The following is a 14988-nucleotide window of genomic DNA, read 5'->3' on the forward strand; positions in this document are numbered from 1 at the left end:
AGCATGAAACGCTGGTCATTGACTGTGCTGGTGTTGCTTGCAGGTCTTGCTGGGTGTGACCGCCCCGGGGCCGGGAACAGTCCCCCAGCCGCCACCGCTGCGGAGGCTCCGAAGCCGCCTTCCATAACTCCCGAGGATTGGAAGAAGGCATTCGAATCAACATTCATCGCAAACAAGTCCGACAAGCCGACTTCAGACGATGGCGTCACTACCTATGGTGCGAAATTCACCCTAGGCAATGGAAAACAGTTCATCAGCATCATGCGTCGTGATGCATTCCGTAAGACATACTTCTTCTTTCCGCCGACACTCCTAAGTATCAATATTTCCACAAATGTGCACTCATATATCTCCGTAAGGGAAAATGAGATGCCAGTTTTTCTTTTATCGACATATTTCCACAATAGGGGCGGCTGGCTATTTATGGAGCGCCTTTCTGTGATGGTCGATGGGGACATTATTCTGGAGAAGGATTTTCCATACCCGGAAGTTAAACGGGATGCGAGCACGATTGGTATTGAAGAGAGCTACGACTTTGCCCTGACCAAGGCTCAAGTCGAGGGGCTACGAAAGGTTGCTGACGGAAAGGACGTAAAGATCAGGCTCACAGGTCAGAAGGGATATTTTTCGCTTCCGAAGAATGCCGTGAAAGATTTCGTCAGCGACACGGGTCAAGCGCTGATGATCTTTGACGCCCTGTCTCAGTCACTTGAAGGAAAGATCCCGCCACAAACAGGTAGCTGACCCACCGTCCCAGATCACGATGTGCATCAGCCCGCACAAGCGGGCTTTTTTTCGTCCCTACCTTGGGTGTAGACCAAAAAACTAAACATAGCGTTTGACATCATCTTAAACATAGCGTTTAATGATTTCCATCGACGCACCACCCGGTGCCAACCAACCCGATGGAGATCACCATGACGCCCGCCGAGATTCTGAGATACCTCTCGCCGCAAGAGCAGGCGGAAGCGCTGGGCAAGTTCCTCCAGATCGAGGACTTCGACTACTCCCGGATGACGCGCGACGAGCACGACATCGTCCAACTCAGCCACTACACCGACCTGCACGACGAGCTCGTGGCCAAGGCGCGCGAGAACCAGCTGCGCGAGCGTGAGCAGACCCTGCCGGCGCACGCCCACTTCGCTGCCCTGCCGAACCATCTGGCCTTCGACGGCACTGCGAGGGTGGCATGAACATCAGCCAGCGGACCCTTGATCAGGTTCTCGCCGTCCTCAGGCTTGCCGAAAGCCTCTCGGTCGAGGCAACGGCCGCCGAAATTGGCAGCCTGGGTGGCCGCGCGTTCAGCGCGATGGTGAATCTGGAATGCGAAATGCGCTCCGCCGCAGAGGTAACAGCATGACGACCGACCAAGCCGTGTCGCGCCAAGCCGCGCACGAGAATCTGACCCGCATTCTGACCACTGCGTTGCAGAAGATCGAACGCCTGTCGCGCACGGCAGATCGTGACCTGGTCGATGTCCCGGCAATGCTGGGCGACATCGCCCGCAGCGCCCTCGTCCACGCCAGGGAGCAAGCATGAGCGCCAACAACACCGCCGCCCGCAGCTACGGCACGGCCAATGAGATTGCATTCCTCGACAGCCTGGGCAAGAACCCGGCGCGCGCCGCACTGCTGCGCAACTACATCGCCGCCGCCGACCGTCGGGCCGTCTGGAACGAGATCGACAAGACCGCGGTGCTGCTCTACGCGCAACAGCTGCTGGATGAGGCAGAGGCTGTTCAACGCCTCGCTGCCTGACATACCTCGCTTCCGACTACCAGGAGACTGCCATGACCACGAAGACCATCGAAATCAAGGGCTGGATCTACGCCAGCGTCAGCGAATACTCCGACAAGCTGTCCTACGAATTCAGCGTGAACGACTTTGAGAAATGGGCAAGGAATGAGTTGGGCGGCAACTGGGCGCGCTATCGAAAGATCATGCCGCACACGATCACTGTCGAGGTCCCGAGCGACATCGACCCGCGCTCGCTGATGCTTGCTGCGCTGGAGCACGAGCGCGAGAACGTACGTGCCGAGCTCGGGCGCCGTATCGCGGAAATCAACGACAAGATCAGCAAGGTGACGGCCATCGAGTTCACCCCTACCGAGTCGGCTGAGGTGCCCTTCTGATGGATCGCGCCAAAGTCGACCGCAACAACCGCTGGCTCGCCGCCGCCTTCTGGCTCGCCGTCGGCTACGCGGTGGTCATCGCTGCGCAGGAGCTGCTGGCATGACCTACGACCCACGCTCAAACGCACTGCTGGCCGTCGCGAAGTGCTCGCGTGCGCGGCAGTGGGCCGGTGCCATCAGCTTCGGCCTGGCCGCCGGCACCCTGCTTTACCTCACCGTCGCGATCCGCGCCGGCTTCTGAACCGCCTCACCACCTGGAGATCACCATGGAATCGACCATGCCCACCATCGAAATGCAGGAAGTCGAATCGTCGCAGATCCACAGCATCGGGCACGACGCGGAGACCAATACGCTCGCGATCCGCTTCCGAGACCGCCGCACCAACGCGCCAACGTCGCTCTACCACTACAGCAATTTCACCACCGACGACTTCGCGGCGTTCTGCGATGCCGAGTCGAAGGGCTCGCATCACGGCAAGCACATCAAGCCGTACGACAAGAAGTACCCGTACGTGAAGGTCGAAGCCGCGCCCGCTCCGGCCGCCGACTGAACCCCGCATCGCCAGGAGAGACACCGTCATGTCCACCGCTGTCGAAGACGTCATCGACGTCGACACCGCCCCGACTACGCCGCGCGCCGCGGCGCTTCCGGCCCAACGTCAGACCGGCGCGCTGGCCACCACCGGGCCGGTCACGCCAGACACCCTGCTGCTGATCGCGGTAGAGAAAGGCGCCGACCTGGACTACATCAGCAAGCTGCTGGATCTGCGTGAGCGTGGGCTGGCGATGGAAGCCCGCAAGGCCTATGTCAAGGCCATGGCGGCGTTCAAGACCGAACCGATCACGATCCGGCGAAGCAAATCGGTTGGCTACAACACGCGCGAAGGTGACTTCGTTGGCTACACGCATGCGGAGTTGTCTGATGTCACTGACGCTGTTGGCCCAGCCATGGCCAAGCACGGGCTGAGCTTCGCCTGGAACATCCTCCAGGGCGCTGGCCTGATCACCGTGGAATGCGTGATCACTCACGAGTTCGGCCATTCCGAGAAGGTGGTGATGTCCGGGCCGCCCGACAACTCCGGCAAGAAGAACGTCATCCAGCAGACCGCCTCGACGATCACCTACCTGCAGCGCTACACGCTGCTGGCGGTGACTGGCATGTCCACCAAGGGCATGGACGATGACGGAGCTGGCGGTGCCGAAGACAGCGGCGGTAGCGCCAGGGACGAGAAGGGCTCGTGCGGCAGCCAGTCCACGGAGAAAAGCTCGCACGGCGACTACAGCGACGAAGCCTTCAGCAAGAACAAGGCGGCCTGGCGGTTGCTAATCCTCGGCAAGAAGAAAACGCCTGATCAGCTGATCACAACCGTTGAATCCAAAGGCGTGAAGCTCACCGAGGCCCAAAAGAACACCATCGATTCGTGGAGCCACGAAAATGACTGACCACATCGTTCACAACCTCGTCCAAGGCACCCCCGAGTGGCAACACTTCCGCCTCTCGTACTTGGGCGCCAGCGAGGCCGCCGCCATGCTCGGCCTGTCCGAAAACACGAAGCGGACCGAGCTGCTGCACATCAAGCACACCGGTACTCCGAAGGAATTTAGCGACTTCGTGCAGGAGCACATCCTCGACCACGGCCACGAGGTTGAAGCGCTGGCCCGCCCGCTGGTCGAGGAAGACCTGGGCGAGGACCTGTACCCGGTCACCTGCTCCCTGGGCGAATTCTCCGCGTCGTGCGACGGCCTGACCATGGCTGGCGACACCGCGTTCGAGCACAAGCAGTGGAATGAGGAACTGGCACTGGCGGTCGAGAACGGAAATGTGCCGGACAGCCACATGCCGCAGTGTCAGCAGATCTTGATGGTCACCGGCGCCGAGCGTGTGCGCTTCGTCGTGTCGGACGGCACGCGCGACCGCTTCGTGTGGGTCGACGTCACGCCGGATCCGGAATGGTTCGAGCGCATCCGCGCCGGCTGGGAGCAGTTCAAGAAGGACCTGGCCGACTACGAGCCGCAGCCGGCCGAGGTGAAGCCCACCGGCCGCACGCCGGAGACACTGCCCGCCCTGCTGCTGGAGGTCACCGGCCGCGTCACGACCAGCAACCTGCCGCAGTTCCGCGAGCATGCCCTGGCGGTCTTCGCCGGCATCAACCGCGAGCTGACCACCGATCAGGAATTCGCCGACGCCGAGAAGACGGTGAAGTGGTGCGGTGAGGTGGAGAGCAAGCTGGCTGCCGCCAAGCAGCATGCGTTGGCCCAGACCGCCAGTATCGACGAGCTGTTCCGCACCATCGATGACATCAGCGCCGAGGCGCGCCGAGTGCGGCTGGACCTGAACAAGCTGGTGGAGCAGCGCAAGGTCGAGATCAAGGAAGGCATCATCCGCGGCGGCCGCGAGGCATACGCGAAGCACATCGATGGCCTCAAGGCCGATACCGGTGGCGCGTGGGTGGCGCTGGCCATCCCCGACTTCGCCGGTGCGGCCAAGGGCAAACGTTCCCTGGCCAGCATGCGCGACGCGGTCGACACGGTGCTGGCCAACGCAAAGATCGAGGCCGATGCGTCAGCGAGGCGCATTCGCGCGAACCTCGCGGTGATCGAGGAAGGAATCGTCGGCTACGAGTCCCTATTCCCCGATCGGCTGGGGCTGGCCACCAAGCAGCTCGACGACCTGCGCCTGGTCATCACCAGCCGCATCCACACCCACAAGGCGGCGGAGGCGAAGCGCGAGGAAGAGCAGCGTGAGCGCATTCGCAAGGAAGAAGCCGATCGCCTGGCGCGTGAAATGCGCGAGGCACAAGAGGCCAAGGAGAAGTTGCTGGCGGAAGAGCAGGCAATGCGCGCGCGGGGGGAGTATCCGGATGTTGCCGAGGCTATCGAGGCTTTGGAGCGCGGAGAGCGTCTGGAATACCGCCGCGCGCCGCAGGACGTGTGGCGCAACTGTGGGCCGAGTCACGAGATGGACGCCCACAACTACTACCGCCGTGCGCCCGCCCCGGCGCCTGCGGCAGCCCCCACGGCTGTCGCGGCCCGCCCCGCCGCCACCACCACGCAGAAGCCGAGTGCTCCCGTGACACCGATCACGACCCGCGCCCGGCCGCCGGCGCGCCCGACGGACGCCGAGATCATCGGCGCGCTGGTGAGCCACTTCGACGCCCGCGAGGAAGAGGTGATCGCGTGGCTTTGCGAGATGGATTTCTCGACCTTCGACCACGCCGCCTGAGCGGCTTCCCTTCCCACCACCGGAGCCAAGCAATGCTCGAACTTGATAACCAACTGGTCAAGATCCTGCACATCAACACGCGCACCGAGAAGCACGGTGAGGACAGCGTGTTGGGCGTGGACCTGAAGCTGCAGGCGCGCGTCTCCAATGACCTGCTGGCCCTCTTCTCGCCGACGCTAAAGTCCTCGTTCTACCACAAGGATGAGGCCGTCCAGGGCGACCTGGTGACCGATGCCGGCTACCTGCCGAACCTGAAGAACCCGGCGCTGGGCACCGTGAAGTGGGACGGCGACTGGGAGCACCAAGTGCTGAGCATTCTCAGCAAGGTGCGCAAGGAAGACGACATCGTGCTCGACGATGCACGAGTGAACCGGCTCTCCTTCGACTTTCAAGAAGGCGGCACCGTCTTCATCAACTTCCGCGTGCAGATCCATCCGGACGAGAAGACCCTGGCTCGGATCTGCCAACTTCTCGGCCAGGAGGTCCACATGAGCCTGTCGTACGACGAGCCCGAGGAATTCCAGGAAGCCGCCTGATAACAGGGCCCATCCCCACTTTTTTTGCAGCACCACACATCAAAACCGAGGATGAACATGACCGCAATCACCGCAGTTGAATCGAGCGCAGTGCAAACCACCATCAACCAAGCGGCCGCCGACGCGCTGCAGCCCGGCGATGCCATCGGCGGCGGCTTCTATGCCGGCAAGGTCCGAAAGGCAGACGGTATCCACATCGTCATCGTGGCGCCCAAGGATGGCGGCGAGCACAAAGACATCGCCTGGAATTCCTCCCGCGCGCGCGTCGACGGCGCCGTGAGCTACTTCGACGGTCGTGCCAATACCATCGCGATGGCAGCCGCCGGCAGCGAGTTGGCACAGTGGGCGCTGGGGCAACCACTGAACGGTTTCGACGACTGGTATCTGCCGGCGCGCGACGAGAAGGAGGTCATCTACCGCAACCTCAAGCCGACCAGCGAAAGCAACTACGTCTACCGCTCGGGCGATAACCCCAGCAGCGTGCCGGCCGGCTACCCATATACGGAAAGCACTCCGGGCCGCACCACCGCAGCGGCATTTCAATCCGGCGGTGCTGAGGCGTTCGACGACGAGTCCTATTACTGGACGTCGACGCAGTCCGAGAGCTACTCCAGCTACGCGTGGACCCAGACCTTTGGCGTTGGCCTCCAGGTCGGCTTCCACAAGTACGACGAGTTTCGCGCTCGGCGTGTCCGCAGCATGCTGGTCATTCAGTAATTCAGTCATTTTTCCATTCTTGGCCGCGCCAGCGGCCTTCATCCCTCCCACCTCATGGAGCAAATAATGACGCAAGTCGCAGAGCACGTGACGTTCCCGCTTGGCGATGCCCAGGTAACCATGCCGGTCAAGGCGGTTGTCAAAGCCTTCCTGGACAGCATCGCACCCGCGTCCGGCACGGCGCTAGCCGCCCCGGGCGCCAGGCACCTGCAACTCGCAGCTGGTGAGTTGTACGCCGGCATCATCCTCGGCAAGAACGGTGAGCCTGACTACCACCTGATTCTGATGCCGGGCGCGGCTGAGGACGTCAACTGGGAGAAGGCCAAGGAATGGGCCGCAGATGGTGGCGGCGATCTGCCCACGCGCCGGGAGCAATCTCTGCTCTTCGCGAACTTGGGCGAGGAATTCCAAGCCACCTGGTACTGGTCCAGCGAGCAGTCCGAGGGCGACTCCGACCTCGCGTGGAACCAGAACTTTGGCAGTGGCAGCCAGACCACCTACCTCAAGGACAACGAGTTTCGCGCTCGGCGTGTCCGCAGAGAACCCATTTAACCATTCAGTAATTTAGCCGTGGGCCTGCATACCGAACTCTCTATCTACAAGGCAGCGTACGACCTTTTCGATGTCGTCACGGACCTCGCTCGCAACATGCCGCGCGACCACAAAGCGCAGTTGGGCGGCAAGCTTCGCGACGAGTGCATCGAGATAACCATACTGATCTTCCGCGCCAATGTTGCGCACGAAAAGGCGAAGCACCTGTTGGACCTGATCGAGCATCAGCAGGTCATCGAGCTCGTGTTGCGCCTCTGCGTGGACAAGCGACTGATTTCGCGGCCGCAGTATGCGAAGGAAATCGCGCTGACCAACAGTATCGGGAAGCAGGCCAACGGCTGGAAAAGGAGCAACAAGTCCGCATCGTCGCCTGTTGCCTGACCGTCAAGGCGGTCTCGCCTGTGCGAATTCAATCTGGTCGTGCCGCTGGCTCACGAGGCCACCGACAGGCGCATCACGGATACCGCTGGGAGTCACCAGGCAGGTCCTGCGCAGTTTCCCCGCTGATCGGCGCATGCCTTCGGTGGGGCGACGTGGATAGCACGAACAGACGCAGTCCTAGAGCAACTCCAACAACGCGTGGAACCAGAACTTTGGCAATGGCAACCAGAACAACTACCACAAGAACAACGAGTTTCGCGCTCGGCGTGTCCGCAGATCGAACCTATGCTGACCTCGCTTCCTTCGAAGACCTCGTTACTGCGTACTTCGACTGCCGGAGGCGCAAGCGCAACACGGAAAGCGCGCTGGCATTCGAGCTCCGCCTTGAGCGCAACCTGATCCGGCTGTACGACGAGTTGATCGATGGCAGCTACCGTCCCGGCCGCTCGATCTGCTTCGTCGTCACCCGTCCGAAGCCGCGCGAGGTATGGGCGGCCGACTTCCGCGACCGGGTTGTCCATCACCTGCTTTACAACCACATCGCCCCGCGCTTCCATGCCTCATTCATCGTGGACAGTTGCGCGTGTATCCCTGGCCGCGGCACGCTGTATGCCGCACAGCGCCTGGAAGCGAAGGTTCGCAGCATCACCGAAAACTGGTCGCGCCCAGCTTGGTACTTGAAATGCGACCTCGCCAACTTCTTCGTCAGCATCGACAAGAACATCCTGCGGGCGCACCTCGCGGCACGCGTTGCGGAGCCCTGGTGGATGTGGTTGGCCGATCTGGTGCTGATGCACGACCCGCGCCCGGACGTCATCATGCAGGCCCCGGCTGCACTCATGGCACTCGTGCCATCTCATAAGAGCCTGCTGAATCAGCCGCCGCACCGCGGCCTACCCATCGGCAACCTGAGCAGCCAGTTCTTTGCCAACGTCTATCTCGACGTGCTCGACCAGCACGCAAAGCATGTCCTCGGCGCGCGGCACTACATCCGCTACGTCGATGACTTCCTGCTGCTGCATGAATCGCCCCAATGGCTCAAGGCTGCGCACGATGACATCGAGGCGTTCCTGCCTCGCCGGCTCGGCGCCCGGCTGAACCCGACGAAGACCATCCTGCAGCCAGTGAGCCGTGGCATCGACTTCGTCGGCCAGGTCATCCGCCCGTGGGTCCGCACTACCCGCCGCCGCACCGTCAACGTTGGCGCGCAGCGCCTCGCGCAAATGGAGGCGCATGAGGTGCATGCCGCGGCGAACAGCTACCTCGGCCTGCTGCGGCAGGCGACTGGCAGCCACGCCGACCGCGCGCACCTGGCGAAGAGCATCCGCTACCGCGGGCATGCCGTCGATTTCGGCCTGACCAAGGCATACCGCAATTCCACCGCCGCCAGAAAGGAGCCCTCATGAACTGGCCCCTCCGCACGCCGATCCGCCAGGCTGATCGGATGAACCACGACATCGCCGACCTCGCGCGCGACTCGGACGACCTGAAGCGCAAGAACGCCGATCTGCGCCGGCAGTTGGCGGAGACGCTGTCCCTGCTCGACGTGGCGCGCGAGGCCGGAATTGCCCAGGCCGCCCGCCTGCAGCAGTTCGAGCGCTTGCTCGACGCGCTGCACGACGGTGCGAAGAACCGACCTTCGCAGCCGCTGGCGCGCTGGGTGAAATACGGGCCGATGGCCGCATTCCTGGAAAAGATCAAGGGTCACCAATGAAAACCAAATACGAGAAGCTTGATGCCCTGATCTTGCGCAAGATCGGCGACCAGTCGAATACCTTCAATGACCTCTTCGGCGGAGAGGTGATGGACGAGTGCTCGTGCATCGCCCATGAAGAGAACATGGGGCGCACCATCTACACCCAAGTCGATACCTTCCGCATCCTTGAGCGCCGCCTCCAAGCCCTGCGCAAGGCCGGGAAGATCCACTTCCTCGGCAGTGGCAAGAACGAGGGCTGGGCGCTGGTCGACAAGCAGCGGGGAGCCTGAGATGAGTGAAGAACAGAAGCAAGCCGCTTTGAGCGCCATCCCGGAGCCGGACTGCCCCACCTGCCGCGGTAATGGCATGATCGGCGGCCCGAGCTACCGCGAACCCGATGAGGGTGGCGTGCCGTGCCCTGACTGCTGGGTGCCCAGCACAACCTTCCAATCTCACGTCCATCCGTGGATGCTCGCCTGCTTCGGCGCCGAGATCGCGGCCGACACCGAAGAGCGCAATCACCGCTTCCTCGAAGAGGCCCTTGAATTGGTGCAGGCCTGCGGCGCGACCGCAAGCGAAGCGCACCAGCTCGTCGACTATGTGTACGGCCGGCCCGTGGGTGACAAGCACCAAGAGGTCGGCGGTGTAATGGTGACGCTCGCCGCGCTATGTCTCGCGCAGGGCCTGGACATGCACGCCGCCGGAGAGACAGAGCTCGCGCGCATCTGGACCAAGGTCGACCAGATCCGGGCCAAGCAAGCCGCGAAGCCGAAGCACTCGCCACTGCCAGAGCACGTCGCAGAGCATCCCAGCGAGGACAGGCGCGATGCGGAGCGGTATCGGTGGCTGCGAGAGCGCAACTGGAACGAATCGGCGCTCTTCGTAGTGCAGGGCCATCACTCCCTGGTCCGGCTGGGCACGGACTGCCCCAGTGGCGAGCGCCTTGACGCCGCCATCGACGCCGCAATCGCCAAAGGAGCCTCCGCATGATCCGCCGCGAGTACAAAACGTTCGGTTTCTGCTGCGGGCTCGGCGGCGGCGCCAAGGGCTTCAAGAAGGCCGCCTCACACGTGGGCAACATGATTGCCACCTGGAAGTGCATCGGCGGCATTGACGTGGACCCGGCCGCCGCGCGCGACTTCCAGAAGCTGGTGGGCGTGCCGTGCACGGTGATGGACCTGTTCACGCGCGAACAGTACACCGCGTTCCACGGCAAGCAGCCGCCGGCGGGCTGGCGCGAGGCCACGGCCGCCGACATCCGGCGCGCCGCCGGCAACGAGCGGCCGAACTGTGTTTTCATCTCGTCGCCGTGCAAGGGCGCCTCCGGCTTGCTGTCCGAGGCGTTGAGCCGCACGCCGAAGTACCAGGCGCTCAACGAGCTGACGCTGCGCTGCGTGTGGCTGATGTGCGAGGCCTGGAAGGACGACCCCGTCGAGTTGATCGTGTTCGAAAACGTGCCGCGGCTCGCCACGCGCGGGCGCCACCTGCTGGACCAGATCGCAAAGATCCTGCGCCACTATGGCTATGCGGTGAACGAGACGACCCACGACTGCGGGGAGATCGGCAAGTTGGCGCAAAGCCGCAAGCGCTTCCTGCTGGTGGCGCGGCACACGGCCAAGGTGCCGGCATTCCTGTACGAGCCGGAGATTCACCGCCTGCAGGGCGTCGGTACCGTGCTGGGCCGCATGCCCCTGCCGGGCGCGCCGGCGGGCGGCCCGATGCACCGTGTGCCCTCGCTGCAGTGGAAGACGTGGGTGCGGCTGGCCTTCGTCGAGGCGGGCAGCGACTGGCGCAGCCTGAACAAGCTGGCGGTGGAAAACGGCAAGCTGCGCGATTACCTCATCATGCCCGAGCGCCGCAACGGCGCCCTGGGCGTCTTGGGCTGGGAAGAGCATGCCGGCGCGGTTGCGGGCGAATCGCTGCCCAGCAATGGCACGTTCTCGATCGCGGACCCGCGCGGCCCGGCCGGCGCGGCGCAGTATCAGCAATACGGCGTGCTGTGCTGGGGCGAGAGTTCGGGCGCCATCACGGCCGGAACCAATCCCGGCCAGGGCACCTTCAGCGTCGCCGACCCTCGTCACGCCGGCCCGGCCAAGCACAATAACGAGTTCCGCATCGTGCCGTGGGCGCTGGTGACGGCGCCGGCGGCCTGCTCCCACGGCACCGGCCAGTGCGTGCAGGACCCACGCACAGGCTGGCCAGATACTGCCCATGCCAACAAGATGAAGGTCACGGCCTACGGCGAACCGGCCAGCACAGTAACTGGCGCCCGCTTCGGCAGCGGGGCGCTGGCCGTGGCCGACCCGCGCCCGGGCATGCGGCGCGAGCGCGGCGACCACTACCTGACCGGCGGGCACTATGGCGTGGTGGCGTGGGAACAGCCCAGCGGCGCGGTATCGGCGGCGGCCGGGCACGACAACGGCCGGTGGTCGGTAGCTGATCCGCGCATGCCGGCGGCAAACGACAAGCTGGTGGCGATCATCCGCGCGCTGGACGGCACCTGGCATCGCCCCTTTACCACGCTGGAGCTGGCCGCCCTGCAGTCGCTGATCGAGCCAGAGGAGTATCTCGAGCTGGACGGCCTGAGCGACCAAGCATGGCGCGAGCGCATCGGCAATGCCGTACCGCCGGATGCTGCACAGGCAATCGCCGAGGTGATGGGCACTACCCTGCTGCTGGCCGAGGCCGGCGAGACGTTCATGCTGTCGGCCACACCGGTGTGGGTGCGGCAGGTGGCGGTGGCGCTGTCGGTGGCCGGCATCACGGAGGCAGTATGACGGCGGACCGATACGACGAATTCCTGCGCGCCAAGATCAAGATGGCTCGCTTCGACGGGTTCGACGTCGCGCCGGGTGACGTGAATCCGATCCTGTTCGACCACCAGCGCGACATCGTGCGCTGGGCCGTCAAGGGTGGCAACCGCGGCATCTTCGCCTCATTCGGCCTGGGCAAGTCGGTGATGCAGTGCGAATGGGGGCGCCTGATCGTCGACCATGCTGGCGGCCCGCTGCTGCTCGTCGCTCCGCTGGGCGTGCGCCAGGAGTTGATCCGCGATGCCCGCATGCTCGGCATCGACCTACGCTTCATCCGGACGGATGCCGAGATCGCCGCCGGCCATCGCTACTACCTGACCAACTACGAATCGGTGCGCGATGGGAAGATCGACCCGCGTCGGTTTACGGCCGTCAGCCTGGACGAGGCGTCCGTGCTGCGCTCGTTCGGCAGCAAGACCTATCAGGAGTTTCTGCCGCTGTTCGAAGGCGTGCCGTTCAAACTGGTCAACACGGCGACGCCGAGTCCGAATCGCTTCAAGGAACTGATCCACTACGCCGGCTTCCTCGGGCAGATGGACACTGGCCAGGCGCTAACCCGCTTCTTCCAGCGGGACAGCGAGAAGGCAGGCAACCTGACGCTCTATCCGCACAAGGAACAGGAATTCTGGATGTGGGTGAGCAGCTGGGCGGTGTTCATCCAGAAGCCATCCGATCTCGGCTACAGCGACGAGGGCTATGAATTGCCGCCGCTCGACGTGCGATACCACGAGGTACCCACCGACTACAGCACGGCCGGCACCGACAAGATCGGCCAGGGCCTGATGTTCAACGACCCGGCGCTAGGTGTGCAAGCGGCCTCGGCGGAGAAGCGCAACAGCCTGGACGCGCGCGTGGCCAAAGCGGCTGAGCTGGTGGCTGAGGCGCCCGGCGACCACTTCGTGATCTGGCATGACCTGGAGATGGAGCGGCATGCCATCCAGCAGGCGCTGCCCGAGGCGGTCAGCGTGTGGGGAAGCCAGGATCTGGATGAGCGCGAGCAGCGCATCATCGACTTCGGCGAGGGCCGGTACCGGCTGCTCTCCACGAAGCCGATCATCGCCGGCAGCGGCTGCAACTTCCAGCGGCACTGCCATCGCGAGATCTTCTCCGGCATCGGGTTCAAGTTCAACGACTTCATCCAGGCGATCCACCGCATCCAGCGGTTCCAGCAGCCCCACGCCTGCCGTGTGGACATCATCCACTCGGAGGCCGAGCGCGAGATCCTTCGCACGCTGCAGGAGAAGTGGCGCCGTCACGACGAAATGGTGCAGAAGATGACCGACATCATCAAGCAGTATGGCCTCAACCAACTCGCCATGCAGGAGACCCTCGCGCGCTCCATCGGCGTCAAGCGCATCGAGGTCGAGGGCCGGTTCTTCCGCGTGGCGAACAACGACTGCGTGGACGAGGCGCGCCGGCAGTCGGAGGCATCGGTCGACCTGATCGTGACCTCGATCCCGTTCGCCAACCACTACGAGTATTCGCCCTCGTACAACGACTTCGGCCACACCGAGGACAACTCGCACTTCTGGCAGCAGATGGATTTCCTGACGCCCGAGCTGCTGCGCATGCTGAAGCCGGGCCGGCTCTACTGCTGCCACGTCAAGGACCGGATCCTGTTCGGCAACGTCACAGGCGCCGGCGCGCCCACCGTGAGCCCCTTCCATGCCGAGGCGCTGTTCCATGGCCGGCAGCACGGCTTCGACTACATGGGCATGATCACCGTGGTGACCGATGTGGTTCGCGAGAATAACCAGACCTACCGGCTGGGCTGGTCCGAGCAGTGCAAAGACGGCACGAAGATGGGTGTCGGCAGCCCCGAGTACATCCTGCTGTTCCGTAAGCCACAGAGCGACCGCAGCAAGGGCTATGCCGACGCGCCGGTCCGCAAGGAGAAGACCGCCTATACGCGCGCGCGCTGGCAGGTCGATGCGCATGCCTTCTGGCGCTCGAGCGGCAACCGCCAACTCACGGCGGAAGAGCTGGGGAAGTTGGGCCCGGACAAGCTGGCCAAGCTGTTCACCGAGCAGAGCCTGGCCAGCGTCTATGACTACGAGACCCACGTGCGCATCGGCGAAGAATTGGACGCCCGCGGCGCGCTGCCATCGGCGTTCATGAGCCTCGCGCCCGGCAGCCACCATCCGGAGGTCTGGCACGACATCAACCGCATGCGCACGCTCAACGGCGACCAGGCGCGCCGCAACGTCGAGCAGCACGTCTGCCCGCTGCAGTTCGACATCGTGGACCGCCTGATCGAGCGCTACAGCAACCCCGGCGAGAAGGTGTACGACCCGTTCTCCGGCCTCGGCACTGTGCCATATCGAGCGATCCTCAAGGGCCGGCACGGCGGCGGCAGCGAGCTCAACCCGGCGTACTTCCTCGACGGCGTGCACTACCTCAAGGCTGCCGAGCGCGAGGTGACCATGCCGAGCCTGTTCGATGCCGGAGACCTGGAGCAAGCAGCATGATCATCCCCGACAACATCACCATGCGCGAGACCGCGCATGGCCACGGCGCCCACGGCATGGCCTTCTACGGCTATGAGGACACCGCTGGCTTGGGCGTCCAGATGGAGGCGCGCCGCGAGAACAGCCGCCGCGCATTCATTGAGACGTGGTTTCACAAAGCGCTGCCGGAGCGCCAGTTCGCCACGCTGGCCGAGCTCCGCGCAGCTGCGGCCACTCTTTCCGATGAGCAAGTGGCGGCCGAGGCTGCGCGGTACCCCCATTTCCGCAGTGTGGCGCCTGACACCTGCGGCAATGCCTGCCGGCTCTGCCCGAGGCCGCCGTACACGGGCCAGCGCATCAAGCACGACACCTGGCGCGTGCAAGTAGCGATGGGGTGGCGCGCCATCACTGACCAATGCTGCAGCCTGTGCGATGCCCATTTCAACCAGTTCAACGGAAAGCCAGCCCAGCTGATCGCAGCCCTTGAGGCTG

At 63.8% G+C, this 14988-nt stretch carries 21 protein-coding genes; all 21 read left to right on the top strand.

Annotation, left to right across the window (positions count from 1 at the left end; all coding sequences use genetic code 11):
- The first annotated feature begins 3 nt into the window (after positions 1–3).
- Entirely contained in the window at positions 4–744 is a 741-nt protein-coding gene (locus AC3WXD_RS34090; protein WP_492325614.1) for a hypothetical protein, read from the top strand.
- 173 nt (positions 745–917) lie between these two features.
- Entirely contained in the window at positions 918–1193 is a 276-nt protein-coding gene (locus AC3WXD_RS34095; RefSeq protein WP_492325615.1) for a hypothetical protein, read from the top strand.
- The gene (locus AC3WXD_RS34100) at positions 1190–1360 is read left to right on the top strand and encodes a hypothetical protein (protein WP_492325616.1); all 171 of its coding nucleotides are present in this window, start codon (positions 1190–1192) and stop codon (positions 1358–1360) included. The genes AC3WXD_RS34095 and AC3WXD_RS34100 overlap by 4 nt, the downstream gene beginning before the upstream one ends.
- On the top strand, positions 1357–1539 hold the full coding sequence (locus tag AC3WXD_RS34105) for a hypothetical protein (RefSeq protein WP_492325617.1): 183 nt from the start codon (positions 1357–1359) through the stop codon (positions 1537–1539). The genes AC3WXD_RS34100 and AC3WXD_RS34105 overlap by 4 nt, the downstream gene beginning before the upstream one ends.
- A complete protein-coding gene (locus AC3WXD_RS34110; RefSeq protein WP_492325618.1) occupies positions 1536–1757 on the top strand; it encodes a hypothetical protein in 222 nt (73 codons plus the stop codon). The genes AC3WXD_RS34105 and AC3WXD_RS34110 overlap by 4 nt, the downstream gene beginning before the upstream one ends.
- A gap of 32 nt (positions 1758–1789) precedes the next feature.
- Positions 1790–2131 carry a hypothetical protein gene (locus AC3WXD_RS34115; protein ID WP_492325619.1) on the top strand — a complete coding sequence of 114 codons (342 nt, stop codon included), beginning with the start codon at positions 1790–1792 and terminating at the stop codon, positions 2129–2131.
- Between the two features lie 100 nt (positions 2132–2231).
- The gene (locus tag AC3WXD_RS34120; RefSeq protein WP_492325620.1) at positions 2232–2372 is read left to right on the top strand and encodes a hypothetical protein; all 141 of its coding nucleotides are present in this window, start codon (positions 2232–2234) and stop codon (positions 2370–2372) included.
- Positions 2373–2397: 25 nt separating this feature from the next.
- Positions 2398–2682 (top strand): KTSC domain-containing protein, encoded by a 285-nt coding sequence (locus tag AC3WXD_RS34125; RefSeq protein WP_492325621.1) that lies wholly within the window; start codon positions 2398–2400, stop codon positions 2680–2682.
- A gap of 28 nt (positions 2683–2710) precedes the next feature.
- On the top strand, positions 2711–3574 hold the full coding sequence (locus tag AC3WXD_RS34130) for an ERF family protein (protein ID WP_492325622.1): 864 nt from the start codon (positions 2711–2713) through the stop codon (positions 3572–3574).
- Entirely contained in the window at positions 3567–5354 is a 1788-nt protein-coding gene (locus tag AC3WXD_RS34135) for a YqaJ viral recombinase family protein (protein WP_492325623.1), read from the top strand. The genes AC3WXD_RS34130 and AC3WXD_RS34135 overlap by 8 nt, the downstream gene beginning before the upstream one ends.
- A gap of 32 nt (positions 5355–5386) precedes the next feature.
- Positions 5387–5890, top strand: coding sequence for a hypothetical protein (locus AC3WXD_RS34140; RefSeq protein WP_492325624.1), 504 nt, complete (start codon positions 5387–5389; stop codon positions 5888–5890).
- A gap of 57 nt (positions 5891–5947) precedes the next feature.
- Positions 5948–6607, top strand: coding sequence for an Lcl C-terminal domain-containing protein (locus AC3WXD_RS34145; RefSeq protein ID WP_492325625.1), 660 nt, complete (start codon positions 5948–5950; stop codon positions 6605–6607).
- Between the two features lie 66 nt (positions 6608–6673).
- Complete coding sequence (locus AC3WXD_RS34150) at positions 6674–7159, top strand: Lcl C-terminal domain-containing protein (protein WP_492325626.1); 486 nt, start codon at positions 6674–6676, stop codon at positions 7157–7159.
- Between the two features lie 18 nt (positions 7160–7177).
- Positions 7178–7540: a four helix bundle protein gene (locus AC3WXD_RS34155; RefSeq protein ID WP_492325627.1), complete on the top strand. Its 363-nt coding sequence runs from the start codon at positions 7178–7180 to the stop codon at positions 7538–7540.
- Positions 7541–7758: 218 nt separating this feature from the next.
- Positions 7759–8946: an RNA-directed DNA polymerase gene (locus AC3WXD_RS34160; protein ID WP_492325628.1), complete on the top strand. Its 1188-nt coding sequence runs from the start codon at positions 7759–7761 to the stop codon at positions 8944–8946.
- Positions 8943–9254 carry a hypothetical protein gene (locus AC3WXD_RS34165; protein WP_492325629.1) on the top strand — a complete coding sequence of 104 codons (312 nt, stop codon included), beginning with the start codon at positions 8943–8945 and terminating at the stop codon, positions 9252–9254. Before AC3WXD_RS34160 ends, AC3WXD_RS34165 begins: the two co-directional genes overlap by 4 nt.
- Positions 9251–9526, top strand: a complete 276-nt coding sequence (locus AC3WXD_RS34170; RefSeq protein ID WP_492325630.1) for a hypothetical protein — start codon at positions 9251–9253, stop codon at positions 9524–9526. The genes AC3WXD_RS34165 and AC3WXD_RS34170 overlap by 4 nt, the downstream gene beginning before the upstream one ends.
- 1 nt (position 9527) lies before the next feature.
- On the top strand, positions 9528–10226 hold the full coding sequence (locus AC3WXD_RS34175) for a hypothetical protein (RefSeq protein ID WP_492325631.1): 699 nt from the start codon (positions 9528–9530) through the stop codon (positions 10224–10226).
- Positions 10223–12013, top strand: coding sequence for a DNA cytosine methyltransferase (locus tag AC3WXD_RS34180; RefSeq protein WP_492325632.1), 1791 nt, complete (start codon positions 10223–10225; stop codon positions 12011–12013). Before AC3WXD_RS34175 ends, AC3WXD_RS34180 begins: the two co-directional genes overlap by 4 nt.
- Entirely contained in the window at positions 12010–14517 is a 2508-nt protein-coding gene (locus AC3WXD_RS34185) for a DNA methyltransferase (RefSeq protein WP_492325633.1), read from the top strand. Before AC3WXD_RS34180 ends, AC3WXD_RS34185 begins: the two co-directional genes overlap by 4 nt.
- On the top strand, positions 14514–14988 hold a 475-nt coding region (locus tag AC3WXD_RS34190), incomplete at its 3' end, for a hypothetical protein (protein WP_492325634.1). The genes AC3WXD_RS34185 and AC3WXD_RS34190, both read left to right, overlap by 4 nt.

This window comes from Cupriavidus sp. FW216-B1, from assembly GCF_058789195.1.

Excerpts from the sequence above, each read along its gene's own strand:
- AC3WXD_RS34100 (WP_492325616.1), top strand. The coding sequence starts at position 1,190 with ATGAACATCAGCCAGCGGACCCTTGATCAGGTTCTCGCCGTCCTCAGG.
- AC3WXD_RS34170 (WP_492325630.1), top strand. The coding sequence starts at position 9,251 with ATGAAAACCAAATACGAGAAGCTTGATGCCCTGATCTTGCGCAAGATC.
- AC3WXD_RS34125 (WP_492325621.1), top strand. The coding sequence starts at position 2,398 with ATGGAATCGACCATGCCCACCATCGAAATGCAGGAAGTCGAATCGTCG.
- AC3WXD_RS34145 (WP_492325625.1), top strand. The coding sequence starts at position 5,948 with ATGACCGCAATCACCGCAGTTGAATCGAGCGCAGTGCAAACCACCATC.
- AC3WXD_RS34110 (WP_492325618.1), top strand. The coding sequence starts at position 1,536 with ATGAGCGCCAACAACACCGCCGCCCGCAGCTACGGCACGGCCAATGAG.
- AC3WXD_RS34150 (WP_492325626.1), top strand. The coding sequence starts at position 6,674 with ATGACGCAAGTCGCAGAGCACGTGACGTTCCCGCTTGGCGATGCCCAG.
- AC3WXD_RS34185 (WP_492325633.1), top strand. The coding sequence starts at position 12,010 with ATGACGGCGGACCGATACGACGAATTCCTGCGCGCCAAGATCAAGATG.
- AC3WXD_RS34180 (WP_492325632.1), top strand. The coding sequence starts at position 10,223 with ATGATCCGCCGCGAGTACAAAACGTTCGGTTTCTGCTGCGGGCTCGGC.
- AC3WXD_RS34090 (WP_492325614.1), top strand. The coding sequence starts at position 4 with ATGAAACGCTGGTCATTGACTGTGCTGGTGTTGCTTGCAGGTCTTGCT.
- AC3WXD_RS34165 (WP_492325629.1), top strand. The coding sequence starts at position 8,943 with ATGAACTGGCCCCTCCGCACGCCGATCCGCCAGGCTGATCGGATGAAC.
- AC3WXD_RS34120 (WP_492325620.1), top strand. The coding sequence starts at position 2,232 with ATGACCTACGACCCACGCTCAAACGCACTGCTGGCCGTCGCGAAGTGC.
- AC3WXD_RS34135 (WP_492325623.1), top strand. The coding sequence starts at position 3,567 with ATGACTGACCACATCGTTCACAACCTCGTCCAAGGCACCCCCGAGTGG.
- AC3WXD_RS34175 (WP_492325631.1), top strand. The coding sequence starts at position 9,528 with ATGAGTGAAGAACAGAAGCAAGCCGCTTTGAGCGCCATCCCGGAGCCG.
- AC3WXD_RS34115 (WP_492325619.1), top strand. The coding sequence starts at position 1,790 with ATGACCACGAAGACCATCGAAATCAAGGGCTGGATCTACGCCAGCGTC.
- AC3WXD_RS34095 (WP_492325615.1), top strand. The coding sequence starts at position 918 with ATGACGCCCGCCGAGATTCTGAGATACCTCTCGCCGCAAGAGCAGGCG.
- AC3WXD_RS34105 (WP_492325617.1), top strand. The coding sequence starts at position 1,357 with ATGACGACCGACCAAGCCGTGTCGCGCCAAGCCGCGCACGAGAATCTG.
- AC3WXD_RS34140 (WP_492325624.1), top strand. The coding sequence starts at position 5,387 with ATGCTCGAACTTGATAACCAACTGGTCAAGATCCTGCACATCAACACG.
- AC3WXD_RS34130 (WP_492325622.1), top strand. The coding sequence starts at position 2,711 with ATGTCCACCGCTGTCGAAGACGTCATCGACGTCGACACCGCCCCGACT.
- AC3WXD_RS34160 (WP_492325628.1), top strand. The coding sequence starts at position 7,759 with ATGGCAACCAGAACAACTACCACAAGAACAACGAGTTTCGCGCTCGGC.